The sequence below is a fragment of the Methanolinea sp. genome (genome assembly GCA_016699325.1).
In the GTDB taxonomy this organism is placed as follows: domain Archaea; phylum Halobacteriota; class Methanomicrobia; order Methanomicrobiales; family Methanospirillaceae; genus UBA9949.
The window spans coordinates 1199044-1213027 of record CP064971.1 but is presented as its reverse complement, the minus strand read 5'-3'; the positions used below and the strand labels follow the sequence as shown (position 1 = coordinate 1213027).

At 53.7% G+C, this 13984-nt stretch carries 12 protein-coding genes and 1 tRNA gene; 6 read left to right on the top strand and 7 right to left on the bottom strand.

All coding sequences use genetic code 11. The features are described 5' to 3' along the window. The first annotated feature begins 19 nt into the window (after positions 1–19). Positions 20–93 (top strand) — tRNA-Phe (locus tag IPI71_06405). 200 nt (positions 94–293) lie between these two features. Here the strand turns inward: IPI71_06405 and IPI71_06400 are convergent. The 5 genes from IPI71_06400 to ppsA are packed head-to-tail and all read right to left on the bottom strand — an operon-like array spanning position 294 to position 5745. Then, complete coding sequence (locus IPI71_06400; GenBank protein ID QQR70318.1) at positions 294–911, bottom strand: methyltransferase; 618 nt, start codon at positions 909–911, stop codon at positions 294–296. A 1-nt stretch (position 912) separates the two neighbouring features. Next, a complete protein-coding gene (dph2, locus tag IPI71_06395; protein QQR70317.1) occupies positions 913–1854 on the bottom strand; it encodes a diphthamide biosynthesis enzyme Dph2 in 942 nt (313 codons plus the stop codon). Further along, a complete protein-coding gene (locus tag IPI71_06390) occupies positions 1838–2386 on the bottom strand; it encodes a purine phosphoribosyltransferase family protein (GenBank protein QQR70316.1) in 549 nt (182 codons plus the stop codon). The genes dph2 and IPI71_06390 overlap by 17 nt, the downstream gene beginning before the upstream one ends. Beyond that, entirely contained in the window at positions 2358–3476 is a 1119-nt protein-coding gene (gene mfnA, locus IPI71_06385) for a tyrosine decarboxylase MfnA (protein ID QQR70315.1), read from the bottom strand. Before mfnA ends, IPI71_06390 begins: the two co-directional genes overlap by 29 nt. Further along, positions 3466–5745 (bottom strand): phosphoenolpyruvate synthase, encoded by a 2280-nt coding sequence (gene ppsA, locus IPI71_06380; GenBank protein ID QQR70314.1) that lies wholly within the window; start codon positions 5743–5745, stop codon positions 3466–3468. Before ppsA ends, mfnA begins: the two co-directional genes overlap by 11 nt. Before the next feature lie 473 nt (positions 5746–6218). Between ppsA and IPI71_06375 the strand changes: the two genes are divergently transcribed. Together IPI71_06375 and IPI71_06370 are read left to right on the top strand one after the other, a co-directional pair. Next, a complete protein-coding gene (locus tag IPI71_06375; protein QQR70313.1) occupies positions 6219–7820 on the top strand; it encodes a phosphoglycerate dehydrogenase in 1602 nt (533 codons plus the stop codon). Between the two features lie 378 nt (positions 7821–8198). After that, positions 8199–8558, top strand: a complete 360-nt coding sequence (locus tag IPI71_06370) for a transposase (GenBank protein ID QQR70312.1) — start codon at positions 8199–8201, stop codon at positions 8556–8558. 309 nt (positions 8559–8867) lie between these two features. On the opposite strand, the gene IPI71_06365 is transcribed toward IPI71_06370, so the two are convergent. Continuing rightward, positions 8868–9998, bottom strand: a complete 1131-nt coding sequence (locus IPI71_06365; GenBank protein QQR70311.1) for a 4-vinyl reductase — start codon at positions 9996–9998, stop codon at positions 8868–8870. A 120-nt stretch (positions 9999–10118) separates the two neighbouring features. Then, positions 10119–10739, bottom strand: coding sequence for a hypothetical protein (locus IPI71_06360; protein ID QQR70310.1), 621 nt, complete (start codon positions 10737–10739; stop codon positions 10119–10121). Between the two features lie 158 nt (positions 10740–10897). Here IPI71_06360 and IPI71_06355 point away from each other — a divergent pair, with 158 nt between their 5' ends. From IPI71_06355 to tadA, 3 genes are read left to right on the top strand one after another with little or no spacing between them, the layout of a single operon-like run. Beyond that, the gene (locus IPI71_06355) at positions 10898–11674 is read left to right on the top strand and encodes a prepilin peptidase (protein QQR71969.1); all 777 of its coding nucleotides are present in this window, start codon (positions 10898–10900) and stop codon (positions 11672–11674) included. Positions 11675–11678: 4 nt separating this feature from the next. Beyond that, on the top strand, positions 11679–12044 hold the full coding sequence (gene hisI, locus IPI71_06350; protein ID QQR71968.1) for a phosphoribosyl-AMP cyclohydrolase: 366 nt from the start codon (positions 11679–11681) through the stop codon (positions 12042–12044). Between the two features lie 25 nt (positions 12045–12069). Continuing rightward, positions 12070–13956 (top strand): Flp pilus assembly complex ATPase component TadA, encoded by a 1887-nt coding sequence (tadA, locus tag IPI71_06345; GenBank protein QQR70309.1) that lies wholly within the window; start codon positions 12070–12072, stop codon positions 13954–13956. Positions 13957–13984: the final 28 nt, after the last annotated feature.

Sequence of the window (13984 nt, the reverse complement as noted above, 5' to 3'; positions counted from 1 at the left end):
GGTGAATAATGTATTCCTCGCCTCAGTAGCTCAGTTCGGGAGAGCGCCAGACTGAAGATCTGGTTGTCCCCGGTTCAAATCCGGGCTGAGGCACTTTGACAGTTACCTTCAATGCCTCTCCACTAATTTTGGAATAACCGGTAAATCCACTATTTATATTGTTTTGTGAGGTCGACCCGCGAAATATTGGGTTATAGCTTTTTTGGTTGAAATGAAAGGGGTTTATCCAAATCCTCCCTGTTTTGATAGGAGAAGAAAGAGAAAGCATGGCTTCACAGAAAAAATCTCTCCGATTACGTATGACGTCTCCTTATTACCATTATCTCTACCGGGATCTCTCTGACCTCATCCCGATGGAATGGATATGTCCGTCTCACTGCCAGAAGGCCACGCGTCACTTCACTGATCTCTCCCCTGCCAGCCAGGTAGGAGCGAACAAAGGATAGGCTCCCCGCATTGAATATCCCGTAGGTTACCGGCGCTAGTACCAGGGCTGTATCGATGAACGGCCTGTCGGCATGAACCTTCTGGGCACCAAATGGGGGGTTCATCACGACGGTATCACATGCCCCCACACGGAAATGAGTACTCTCGTCCCTGCAATCAGCCTCAAGGAACAGGATACTGACATCGTTCGAGGTTGCATTCTTACGGGCGATCTCAAGCGCTTTTCGATCGATGTCAACTGCAATCACTTCGCCTGCACCGAGAATTGCAGCGCCGATTGCTAGGATTCCTGTTCCACAACCGAGATCGCAGACCCGCTTTCCCCTGATATCTCCTCTCAATGCTGCTTCAAAAAGGAGCCTGGCGGCAAGGGCTGGGCGCGTAGGGTATTGTTCGAGATGTGGTGAAGGATCAAAAAATCCTTCCAGAGTTTCAAGCCGGCGCTCTAACTGGTTTAATTTCATTTCAGAGTATCTCGTCAACCACGTACTCTTCCCAGCTCCGGGCACCACAGAGGATCTCGAACTCCTCGGGAGTAAGGACCGGAACGGGAAAGCGGTTCTGGTCATCGTATGCAAGTCTCGGGCATGCAGTGTTCACATATGCTTCGAACCCGAGATTCAGTAATTCATCAGGAGTCACTTCATTCATAAAGACGAGGTGTGCTCGGTCACAGAGCGAGAGGAGATGTTTGGCACGGGCATAACGATTTTGGCCCGGCTTTGTACAAACGATGATTCCGATACGCTGCGCTGTCCGGGCTCTCTCGATGATAGTATGCCGAAGCCGGAGATATTTCCCGGAATCAACCTCGATGGCCTCTCCTGAAAGCGGGTCGAGCGCCACCACATGTGCGCCCGTGGCCAGCTGCACCCCCAGGGGATGGAACACTCCCGTCCCAACAAAGAGTATCTCTGATATCCCCGGAATCCTGGCAGATTCAAATGAGCAGCCAAGCACCTGGCCCGGCTCAGGGGTCCTGCCCCCTGCAGTCCGGAAGACCGGTTCGAATCCTTCAGACCTGAGCACCTCCGCTATCGCTGGAAGCATATGCGTGTGCTGACTGGTTGTGATAATTCCGATCGCTTTTCCATTGAGAAGTGGCAGCGCGGCGCGAACAACTGAAGGATCAAAATCCACCCGGAAGGGCACGTGAATGACGTCCGGATGGGAGACGAGTGGAGTATGACCGAATTGAACGAGTACATCGGCATAACCAAGCAGTTCGAGGGCCAGGTCACAGGCACCGTAACAGGGATCGCCACTGATGATGACAGAGAATCCCTGGCCGGAAAGGGCTTCCGCGATGCGGGCTGCCCTTCGCTTCAGTCCTGCGGGGAGCTGGAGGGCAATAATACGGGCGTCCCGTTCCCGCAACGCTCGGACGAGATCAGAAATATCGGTCAATCACATGCACCCTGTCGGTAACCTCGATAGTTATCAGAGCCTTGTAGGGCCTGCCGATATCGGGGTATCCTTTCCGGATGGCAAAACAGATATCGGCAACCTTGGCTCCTGCCACATCGAGGGCGGCAAGGATACCCTTTGTTGTCCCCCCTGTGCTGATCACATCGTCAACGATAACTACCCTTTCTCCCTCTCTCACACCGTTCAAAAAGAGCTGGCCTCTGGAATATCCTGTGATCTGGTGGACCGGTATCTCCCCAGGCAATCGATATTCCCGCTTCCTGACAATATTGAGGGGAATGTCGGTCATGCTGGAGATAATCGATCCGATCGGAATCCCCATCGCCTCGGCGGCAACGATCCGGTCAACGCCGTTTAAATCAAGTACCTTGATCATGGCGGTCGCAACTTCACGCAGGACGGCGGGGTCGAGCGAGGGCACCCCGTCTGTAATAGGGTGGATGAAGTAGTTGTATTCGCCACGCTGCACTACCGGGCAGGTTTCAAGAGAATGAATCAGCCTTTTCAGCATACTGTTCACCAATATCCTTTAAAAATGCTTCAATTATGCCGGCATGCACATGAGGCATACATATGATCCGGAGGTGGCCGTTCCTGGTGAAGGAGACCTGCCAGGGATCGGGGACGGCTGCGGCTTCAAAGGTTGCTACGTTTACATCGGGGGTGACTATGCGCTGGATTCCGTAACTTTCCATACCCTCGATAAGCCGTTGGGTATTCTTCATGCATCCCTGGACAACCGCGGCCATCCCCTCGTAACCGAGGTATTCCAGCACCGCAAGGGCTCCTGCAACCGATCCTCCCGGCCGGGTGCCGGAGAGGGTAAACTCCTGTTTCACGGTGAGGTAGGGGGTATCAACGGAGAGAGAACAGAGGTCTTTTTCATTTCTGAACAGGAGGCATCCTGCCGGGATGGTGCTCATTCCCATTTTATGGGGATCGACAGCAATGGACATTACTCCGGGTATGGCAAAGTCAAATTCGGGAGCACCTTTCAGGAACGGGAGTACCATGCCACCGAACGCCGCATCAACATGGAAGAAGATCCCGTGGTCCATCGCTATTGTCGCAAGTTCCCGGATCGGATCTACCATACCGTATTCAGTCGTCCCTGCAATTCCCACCATGCAGCAGGTATTCGAATCGATTGCTCTCCGGAACAAGTCGGGATCCGCCCGGTAATTTTCGTCAAGGGGCACTGAGCGCATCTCAAGACCGGTCATATCGCAGGCTTTTTTGAATGAAAAGTGTGCTGACCCGGGGATAACAACATTCGGCGAAGATATTTTCGAGGTCGCCTTCGCGATCCGGAGCGCCTGAATGTTAGACTCGGTTCCGCCGGTCGTGGCATAACCACAGGCACCAGGGTGGTGGAAGAGCGTGCCCAGACGGCTGATGAGGAGCTGTTCGAGCGATACAGTCCCGGGAAATAGACCCGGATCGCCGAGGTTGGTCTCCATGAAGAGGGAGTGGGCGCGGACTGCAACGGGATGGGGAAGAGTGCACATCGAGCTGAGGATGTTGCGGTGGTCCTTATCCTCCTGTTTCCTGGCAGTTAAAAAGCTGAAGAGTTCTTCTTCGGAAATTCCCTTATCCCGCATTTGTCCGTCTCGCACTCTCAAGGATGATCCGTTTCTCGGTCCGGGCGACCGTTTCTCTTATCTTTTGTATGGCATCGATGTTTGCCGAGACGCTGGTGATGCCATGGTCCACCAGCCACTCCACCATATCCGGCTCCGATCCGGCCTGGCCGCAGATCGAGCATTCGACACCGTGTTCGCGGCAGACCTGGATAGCACTGTCTATGAGTGCCAGCACTGCAGGGTGCTTTGGCTGATACATGCTGGCTACGTTCTCGTTGTTCCGGTCGATGGCAAGGGTATACTGGATCAGGTCGTTTGTCCCAAACGAGGCAAAGTCGATCCCGGCATGGATGAATTCCTCGATCATGAGGGCACAGCCCGGTATCTCGATCATGATCCCGATAGTTACTTTCTGGGTGTCCACACCCCATTCCCGCATCATCGAGCAAGCGGAGATGAACTCATCGGGATGGGAAACCATGGGAAACATCACTCCGAGGTTATCATATCCCTGGTCCCAGAGCCTGCGGAAGGCCTCGACCTGAAGACGGAACTGGTCCTGGCTATGGAGATCCCTTCGGATTCCCCGCCATCCGAGCATGGGGTTGTGCTCATGGGGCTCGCTTGCCCCGCCTTCCATGCCCCGGAACTCGTCGGTCGGCGCATCGAGTGTCCGGACCCAGACCGGTTTCCCGTTGAACGCATCGAGCACGATCTTTATCCCCCGCATCAGTTCCTGGATGAACTCTTCCTCCTGGCCGTATGTGATAAACCAGCCGGGGGTCCGGTTCAGGCCGAGGATGAGGTGCTCGATCCGGAGCAGACCTACCCCGTCTGCACCGGTAGCCGCAGCCCGCTCGGCCGCCTCCGGGATGGAGACGTTGACCTTGACACTCGTTGCCGTTATGATCGGTGCTGCAGCAGGAGCAGCTGGTGCAGCATGAACTACCTTTTCGGTGGCTTTCCGTACTGCTCCCTCATACACGAATCCCTTTTCCCCATCGACGGTTACCAGCTGTCCCTGGGCAAGGACGGTCGTTGCATTCCGGGTTCCTACTACGGCAGGAGTGCCCAGTTCCCTGCTCACGATCGCGGCATGGCAGGTCATCCCACCCTCATCGGTCACGATGGCTGCCACCTTCTGCATGGCAGGGACCATGTCCGGGTTGGTCATAGGTGTCACCAGGATGTCCCCTTTCTGGATCTTACCTGTGTCCTTGATGTCCTTGACGATCACCACCCGGCCGGTGGCGATTCCAGGCGAGGCCCCCTGTCCTCGTACCAGGATTGTCTCAGTGGCGGCCGCAACGTAGGAAGCCGGGGCGGTCTGACGGATGGTGGTGATTGGCCGCGATTGCAAGATATATATTTCATCGCCGACGATTCCCCACTCGACGTCCTGCGGAACACCGTAGTGGGTCTCGGCAATCATCCCGAACTTGGCAAGCTGTGCGACTTCATCATCGGTGAGGACCGGGGTATCCTGCCTGTCGGGAGGAAGGTCGAGGGTTCGCGTTCCATGGTCGCCATCTGAGACGATGGCGGTTTTTTTCTTTACGATGAGCCGGTCGATCACCTTGCCGGTCCGCTGGTCAAAGATATATTTGTCCGGTGAGACCGATCCCGATACCACCGCCTCGCCCAGGCCCCATGCCCCTTCGATGATGACGAGAGGCTCGCCGGTCACGGGATGGGAGGTGAACATCACGCCAGCTTTCTCGGAGTTGACCAGCTGTTGGACCACCACAGCAATGTTAACGCTCCGGTCATCGAATCCCTGCTTGGAGCGGTAGTAGATAGCCCGCGCCCCATAGAGAGAAGCCCAGCACTTCTGGACTGCTTCGAGAAGGTTCTTTTCACCCCTGATGTTGAGGTAGGTCTCCTGTTGCCCGGCAAAGCTGGCATCCGGGAGGTCTTCTGCCGTCGCGCTGGAGCGGACAGCGACGATCATGGATCCGGAGTCGAGTTTCTTATACGCCTTCTTTATCTCATCCTTCAGCCGGGCAGGCATCTTCTCGGCCAGGACTGCAGACCTGGCTTTCCGGGATACCTCCTCGAGGGCAGCATTGTCATCAACGTCGAGCTTCTCGAGGTCTTCAAAGAGGGACTTATCGAGTCCGGTCTCGATAAGGAACTGGCGGAACGCACGGCTGGTCACCACGAACCCTCCCGGGACCGGCAGGCCTATAGATGCCATCTCACCGAGCGATGCACCTTTACCCCCCACCGCAGCAATATCTTCTTTCCGAATCTCTTCGAGCCACAGAATGTCCGGCATCTCCTTCATACACGCACCACTATTTACTCAACCATCAAGTGCTTAATAAATTATCATCATCCATGGAGGGCATTGCCGTTCCGGTGATCCGGTTCTCCTGGCGGACCTGTCCAATCAGGAAATTTTCTATATAAGCTTATCTGACCTGTCTGCCATCACAGGCTTCCCAGGATTTCTAAACGGGACTGATGGCTAAACGGGACTGATGGGAGACTTGCAGGGGCATGATGGTAGCCGATGCTCTTTTCCTTCTTCGGATTCCGACTTAATTCCAACCATTTTCCCGTGAGATTACAGTTTTCTTGTGTTTTTTTCTCTCCCGTTTGATTTGTTGTTGTATCCAGAAATGGGTGAGAGGAGTCCTTCCGGAAAAACCCTGTCCAACCAGTCTTCGACCCGGTTGGACTGGCTCTACCGTGCCGGCCCGGCAGTGTAAGAACAAGACTCAATAGGTGGGGAGTTCAAACAGTATAGGTTTTAGTGTGAGCTTCAAGGTTCTGGTCAGCGATCCGCTGGCCGAAGACGGTCTGGACATACTCAAAAAAGAGTTCCAGGTAGACGTGAAAACGGACCTCTCCGCTGATAATCTGGTCGGCATCATTGGCGACTACGATGCACTCCTGGTCCGGAGCGGGACCGAGGTAACCGCCCGGGTGATCGAGGCGGGCTCCCGGCTGAGGTTCATTGGCAGGGCCGGTGCCGGGGTGGACAATATCGATATGGCTGCGGCGACCCGACGGGGAATCATCGTTGCCAATGCGCCGGAAGGAAACACCCTTGCCGCGACCGAACATACCATGGCCATGATTCTCTCCCTTGCCCGGAACATCCCCCAGGCCAACAGCTCGCTCAAGAAGAAGGAGTGGAAGCGTTCGAAATTCATGGGCGTCGAGGTGAATGAAAAGACGCTTGGGATTGTCGGGCTTGGGAGGATAGGGCGCGAGGTTGCAAAACGAGCAAACGTGATGGGCATGCATTGCGTCGGGTATGACCCGTTCATCAGCAAGGAAAAGGCTTCGCAGATGGGGGTTGAAGCACTCTCCCTCGAGGAGCTCTTCAAGGTTGCCGACTTTATCACGGTGCATACGCCACTGATAAACGAAACACGGCATATCATCAATGCAAGCAGCATCGCCACCATGAAGGACGGGGTGCGGATCATCAACTGTGCCCGCGGCGGGATCATCGATGAGAAGGATCTCTATGATGCAATCGTTGCCGGCAAAGTTGCAGGAGCTGCGCTCGATGTATTTGAAGAAGAACCCCCGCTCGACTCGCCCCTGCTCACGCTCGAAAAGGTGATTACCACCCCGCACCTGGGTGCAAGCACGGTCGAGGCCCAAACAAACGTCGCGGTCTCCATTGCCAAACAGTGCATATCGGTTCTCAAGGGTGGATCGGCGAAGTACACGGTGAATGCCCCGATCATACCGCCCGAGTATGCCGACACTATTGAGCCGTTCGCCTACCTGGCAGAGAAGATGGCACGGTTCCTCACCCAGCTCACTCCCGGAAGGCTTGAGAAGGTGGAGTTCACGTATGGAGGCGACCTTGCCCGTATCGGTAACAACACCCGGTTCATCACCCTTATGGCCCTTAAGGGACTGCTCGACCCTATCCTGCAGGTGCCGGTCAACATCGTGAACTCCGAGTTTGTCGCCAAGGAGCGGGGTATCAGCGTTGCGGAGACGACCACCCCGGAGTCCGGTGGATTCCGGAGCCTGGTCACCATAGGTGTAAAGACCGATCAGAAGATGGAGACCATGAGTGGGACCGTGTTTATGAAAGGTCGGTCCCGCATCGTGGCTATTGGTGGCTACACCATGGACATGATCCCGGAAGGTTACGTGATCGTTTCGCGGCACCTCGATAAACCGGGTGTTATCGGGCGGGCCTCGACCATTCTTGGAAAGCGGAATATAAACATTGCCGGGATGCAGGTCGGGCGCATCAAGCCCGGAGAGGAAGCCATAATGGTTCTGAACGTGGACTCCGAGATCCCACCCGATGTCATGAACGAGATCCGGACCATGCCCGGGATCTTCACTGCGGTGTTTGCAAAGATCTCGGACAAACTTATCTGACCACTTTTTTTCTACTCAAAATCACGGATTAAATACATCCAAATAAGAGCGATTGTAATCGGGGTTTGATCCACAAAGATCCCGGCCGTTTCCGGAGTGGTCAAGGGTCGCATATCAGCGGTGAAACCAGTTCCGGTTTCGGCTGATCGTAGTCGAATCAACAAGCAGCGTGGCTTTTCTCCTGGGATTTCGTTTTTTGCAGAAATCACCCAGGGTGCGCGAGGTGAGAAGGATGCACGACGATTCATCAAATCTGCTCATAAACCGATAGAATTGATCGGGTGTAGGCACTTCGTTGGTATGGGCAAATCGCAGGAGGGAGGGTCGTTGCAGATCCTCACTGCATATGGTCACCATTGAAAGCGAGGGTCCGACGCAATGGATGACCTGCAGATCCCTGGCCGCGGTTCCGTGACGCGATGGTCCATGACTTCTGGGCAGCTGTATTTCCGGTATCCAGGCCGTCAGGCACTCTGCAATGCACATCTTCTTCGTGAACTAAAAGGGATCACGGAGAATTACCACCAGGACTGGAGTGAGCATATGCATGACCTTATCCAGGAGATAAAAAGGGCCGTGGATGAGTGCCGCGAGCATTCATTGTCCCTTTATCCTCGTCAGGTCTCAATGTTCGAAGAGAGATACCACCAGATAATTGAATCCGGTATGCAGGGAAATCCGGTCCCTGATGTTCCTTGTACTGGAATGAAACGTGGGCGAAAGAAGCAGTTAAAATGAAAAACCTCATCGACGTTCCCAGAAACGTGAGAGGATATCTTCTCGTTCATGTATGACTTTCTCGGTGCCGTTCTCCAATAACCTGGCTGAACAGGATATCCGGATGATGAAACTGCAACAGAAGACTTCCGGGACGCTCCGGAGCAGGGAAGGAGCTCTCTGGTTCCACGTGGTCGGGGACTACATCTTGATGGTGAAAAAAAATGGGATGCCTGTGTTCACGCCTCTACCGAAGGTCTTCCGAGGGCGACCTTTCTGCCGTTCACAGAAGAGTCTGAACAGTAACTTTGTATCTTCAATCCTGCCGGTTCAGGATCCGTTACCATCATCCCTGTTCTTGATTTCAAAGACGCAGTTTGCATCTCCTTTCGACCTGCACGAGATCTCTTTACCCCGCACCTTAATCCCGAATGCGCCTTCAATGATTCCTGCGAGCAACCCGGCTGTACCGTAACAGACCTTTTTTCCAATATTGCCGAATGACTCGGACTCAACGGTATGTTCGAGAACGATCGTCTTTGTCTTTTCTGCCTCGTTCCACGTCATGGAAACGATCCGGAACCAGCCCATCTGGGAGAAAAACGTGAACGCCATATCAGCGAGGGTATTCGGATCGGTGATCCCCATCTCCTTGTAATGTTTGACATTCTCTTTTCCCATGTCCATGTATGCCCGGTAGTTGACACCCCCGGCAGACATCTCCCCCATGGTCTTGATCAGCGAGTTGGTCATGGAGGTGAAGATGAACCTGGGCATGATTACTACCGGCTCATCGATCAGCCTGACCTTCCCCTCAATAGGTTTATGCTCGATATATTCGGTAATTGCAGAATCCCCCCTGACGATCGCCTGGGCCTTCCATTTCCAGCTTGCCTCGGTCTGATCGGCAACAAACTCACAATAATCATCGCCGTTTGCCCGGCATTTCGTTTCTATGCAGAACCAGTTCTTTCCGGTGATGGCAGCAAGGACTCCCTCAATCCATCCCCGGTGAATTCCACAAACTGGCATCTTCCAATCATTCATCACCTGAGACTCGAAGGTCTGCCTGGTCCGCATAACTATCTTTTTCTCGCTCTGGGAAACGAGCTCGAACGGCGCTCCCCATCCCTGCTGATGCTGGAGCTGGAATACCAGCAGTAAGAATTCAGGGGGGGTAAGGTTCATTCCCAGTTTTTTGAGAAAGTTATTCAGACCTACTGAACCCAGTCCCACGGCTCTGAAGAGCTGCACGGTTGCCTTCACTGCCAGTTTCCGGTTAAGGTTAGCCTCGTACATCTCGTAGATTGCCCGAACGAGGTAATCAGGGTTGCTTGCCGTACGAACGCCAAGGAAGAGAACCGTACCCTGTAAGGGATCGAACTCCATATAGTCCCGGATATCCTTGGTTCCTGAGATGATTGCTTCAAAATCACTTTTCTCGATCTTCTTTCGCTCCATATCTGTATCTCTTGACTGAACGTATTTAAATTCTCCCGGTCCAGGGGGAATCAGAGGTTGGAAAAGTATTGTACGATAAAAATACGCTTTTTAATTGAATATTATTCTGGCATGCTAAGATTAACCAATATCGAGGTCAAGAGGTTTATCCTGGAGATCCTGGGAGAAGGAAAACTCGTAAACATCGATATCATCCTCGCTCCGTACAATCAGGACTTCATAAGGGCCATGGAGCAGCCTGAAGGAGACTTCGCCTCTCTGTCCGGTCCTGTCGTTCCCAACGATCTGCCCGTTCCGGCGAATCTTCACCGCAACGTCCGGGACAGGTACACCCTCGCGCTTGATCACGATGACTAACCTCCCGATCCCCTCTGTCTTCTTCCCGATCTCGGGGATACCAAGTGTATAGGACGATGTGAAATGGCTCTTGTCATAGATCCTGCAACCAAAAATGATCCGTTCCACAACGGCTGGATTAAGGGGATAGAAGGTGAACTGGTCGTCCCCATGGATAAGATAAATGGCCTTGTTTCCGTAAATTTCTCCCTTGTGATCGGAGAACAACGCCCCCTCCGGCTCGCCTTCGAGGAAGAGGAGGTATGCCTTCCTGCCCCGGCCGGATGATATTCCCGCTCCGTGTAACCCATTCTCCCTTGCCGTTTGTAAAAGGCTGGAATAGGAATAGGTACCCCTGGGTGGCACTTCCCTGATAAGAACATCGACAATTCCGGCACTGTCCATTGATTATTCCCCCGGAAGGATGGAGAGTCCATCCGACCCATCCATATGGAGGTAGTCATAGGAACCTGATATTTTTTATCCTCCTCCTGGTTCAAGAAAGGCGAGACATAAATTAGGGGAGGGGCAATATTGTGAGAGAGTTTTCCGTGAATTCCCTACTGATCATCCCTGCAGCCGCTGTCGGGCTTACCCTTCTCTATGCTTCGATGCTCGATATCAGGGAGAGGCGGGTGCCGTTCAGAACCTGGTATCCCATGCTCGCCATAGGGCTGCCGTTCACCGTTTTATTTTATGCCCTCCTCATCGGAGAAAAAGGTCTTGTGGCAGCACTCCCGCTTCTCATCTTCAGCGCCTTTTTTTCGTTGGTGTTCTTCCTGTTCGCACGGTTTCGTCTCTTTGGCGGAGCTGATGCCTGGGCACTGATCTTTCTCACCGTTCTCGTTCCCTTATTCCCGGTTGTCCCTATTCTCGGGGTTCCGCCATTTCCGTTCCTGCCCTTAACAGCTCTGGTCAATGCAGTCATAGTAAACCTCTTCACACCGATTGGAATTCTCATCTTTAACCTGCGAAACGGCAACCAGGCTCCGTTTCCCTACCTGTTACTCGGATTTCCGGTTGAGGGGGACCGAATCAGCGAGAGCTATGGGTTCGTTATGGAAGAGATAACTGCAGAAGGGGAGACTCTGAATCGCAGATTTGTGGGGATTGGAGAATCGCTTCTTGACATGGTTCGTGGAAAAGGGAGGGTGTATACCCTCGACATGCGACGGAGACCTGATGAGTATACCCGTGAGCGTGAACTCTACAAAAGGGCGGGCAGGGTCTGGATCTCCTACGGAGTGCCGTTCATCGTTCCTATTATGTTCGGGTTCGTGTCCGCACTCATTGTTGGAGATTTTATCTTCGCCCTGTTAAAAATCGTGATGGGAGGATGACATGATTGCATTACACTATACTAACGGCCTGATCCCTGTTGTTGTCCAAGATGCCGGTACGCAGGAAGTACTGATGGTTGCCTATGCCAATGCAGAAGCCGTTGAAAAGACACGGGAGACCGGCTTTGCCCACTATTTCAGCCGGAGCAGGAAGAAACTCTGGAAAAAGGGAGAAGAGAGTGGACATGTCCAGAAGATCCAGGAGATACGGGTCGACTGTGACGAGGACTGCATCCTGTACCTTGTCAAACAGGAGGGGGCGGCCTGCCACACGGGTTTCCGGAGCTGTTTTTACCGGACAATCGAGGGGGAGATCATTTCTGAAAAAGTATTCGATCCCTCGAAGGTATATGCTAATAAAGATCAATGATCATATACCATAACGGTGATATTTTTTGAAATTAGTACCTGATACCAGCGTCGTCATCGACGGACGTATCACCTCACTGATAAATTCCGGTGAATATAAGGGTGCAACAATAATCATACCCGAGGCAGTAATAGCAGAACTCGAAGCACAGGCAAATCAGGGGCGTGAGATCGGGTTTTCCGGACTCACTGAGCTCCAGGCCCTCTGCAAGCTTGCAGAGGAAGGAGTGATTTCGCTTACCTTCACCGGGGTCCGGCCGAGCCTTGAACAAGTGAAACTGGCCAGCGGCGGGGAGATTGACGCTCTGATACGCAATGCCGCAATAGAGCATGATGCACAGTTCATAACGAGTGATGTGGTACAGGCCGAAGTGGCCCGGGCCAAGGGGCTCGATGTTATCTACCTCAAACCCCAGCTCGAGGGGTTCGCACCTCTCGGCATTGACCAGTTCTTCGACGAGCATACCATAGCCATATACCTGAAGGAGCGGGTACCACCCATGGCCCGGAAGGGATCAGTTAAGGAGATGCGACTCTTCCGGCTGCGGGAGCAACCGATGTCCGATTATGAACTCCGCAACCTGTCCCAGGAAATTCTCGAACGTGCCAAGCGCGATCCCGATGGGTTCATCGAGATAGAACTGCGGGGAATAACCGTTGTCCAGATCGGATCAATGCGGATAGCAATTGCCCGGCGCCCGTTCTCGGATGGCATGGAGATTACCGCGGTACGGCCAATCGCGGATGTCACGCTCGAAAGCTTCGCCAAGGCTCCGGTTATCAAGAACCGGATCATGGGCGAGAAACGGGGGTTACTCGTGGCAGGACCGCCCGGTGCAGGAAAAACCACGCTTGCCCAGAGCATCGCCACCTACCTTGCCGACACCGGGTTCATCGTCAAGACCATGGAGGCTCCCCGGGAACTCCAAGTGCCTGACCATATCACCCAGTACTCGGGGTTGGAAGGGAGCATGCAGAATACCGCCGATGTACTGATGCTGGTAAGGCCGGATTTTATCATCTTTGACGAACTCCGGAAGAACGAAGATTTCACGGTATTTGCCGACCTGCGCTTGGCGGGGATTGGCATGGTGGGCGTGGTACATGCAATCGGTATTCACGATGCGCTCCAGCGCCTTTCCGATCGGGTCGATTTCGGGGTACTTCCCCAGGTTGTCAACACCATCATCTTTGTGGACAAAGGTGAGATTACCAACGTTTATGACCTCGGATTCACCATCAAAGTGCCGGAAGGGATGTCAAGCGAGATCAATCTCCGCCCGGTCACTACTATCTCTGATTACGAGACCGGGGAGCTTCTCTTCGAGATCTTCAAATACGACTCGGAGACCATCGTCATGCCGGTTATGCGACCGCTTCCGGCTGCTGCGCCGCTGAAGCCCCCCGTCATCCAGAAGGAGCCGACAGAGAGCTCGGCCTGGAAGATCGTCGAGCGGGATATCCAGCGCGAAATCGGGAGGTTTACCGATGGATATGTCGACGTCCACATGCTCTCCGACACCAAGGCCGTGGTGTACATCGAGGACAAGGATGTCCCGGCAGCCATCGGGAAAGGTGGAAAGAACATTGCCGGTATCGTGAACAAGGTCGGCATCGGGATCGATATCCGTCCCCGGAGCGAGCTCGAGAAGCAGCCACCGGCACCAGCAGTGGTCGAGGAGGAGTTCCAGCTGGGCGGAGGGGTGAAGATCAGGATGGAAAAGAAGCAGCTGGCAATCATCTGCCCGGAACAGGCGGGAAAGATCGTTGATGTTTTTGCCGGCAAAGAATACCTCTTTACCGCAACGGTGAACGATTCCGGTGAGATCCACCTGGCCAAGAACAGCAGTATTGCGCAGGAAATGATCAGGCGCTATAATGACGGGGATGCCATCAGGCTCCGGCCGGTGTAAGATAAAATCCTCTGTTTTTCGAGTAAAT

Bases quoted from the DNA above. Each gene is read 5' to 3' on its own strand.
- mfnA (QQR70315.1), bottom strand. From the start codon at position 3,476: ATGCGGGATAAGGGAATTTCCGAAGAAGAACTCTTCAGCTTTTTAACT.
- IPI71_06400 (QQR70318.1), bottom strand. From the start codon at position 911: ATGAAATTAAACCAGTTAGAGCGCCGGCTTGAAACTCTGGAAGGATTT.
- IPI71_06365 (QQR70311.1), bottom strand. From the start codon at position 9,998: ATGGAGCGAAAGAAGATCGAGAAAAGTGATTTTGAAGCAATCATCTCA.
- ppsA (QQR70314.1), bottom strand. From the start codon at position 5,745: ATGAAGGAGATGCCGGACATTCTGTGGCTCGAAGAGATTCGGAAAGAA.
- IPI71_06390 (QQR70316.1), bottom strand. From the start codon at position 2,386: ATGCTGAAAAGGCTGATTCATTCTCTTGAAACCTGCCCGGTAGTGCAG.
- IPI71_06360 (QQR70310.1), bottom strand. From the start codon at position 10,739: ATGGACAGTGCCGGAATTGTCGATGTTCTTATCAGGGAAGTGCCACCC.
- IPI71_06370 (QQR70312.1), top strand. From the start codon at position 8,199: ATGGATGACCTGCAGATCCCTGGCCGCGGTTCCGTGACGCGATGGTCC.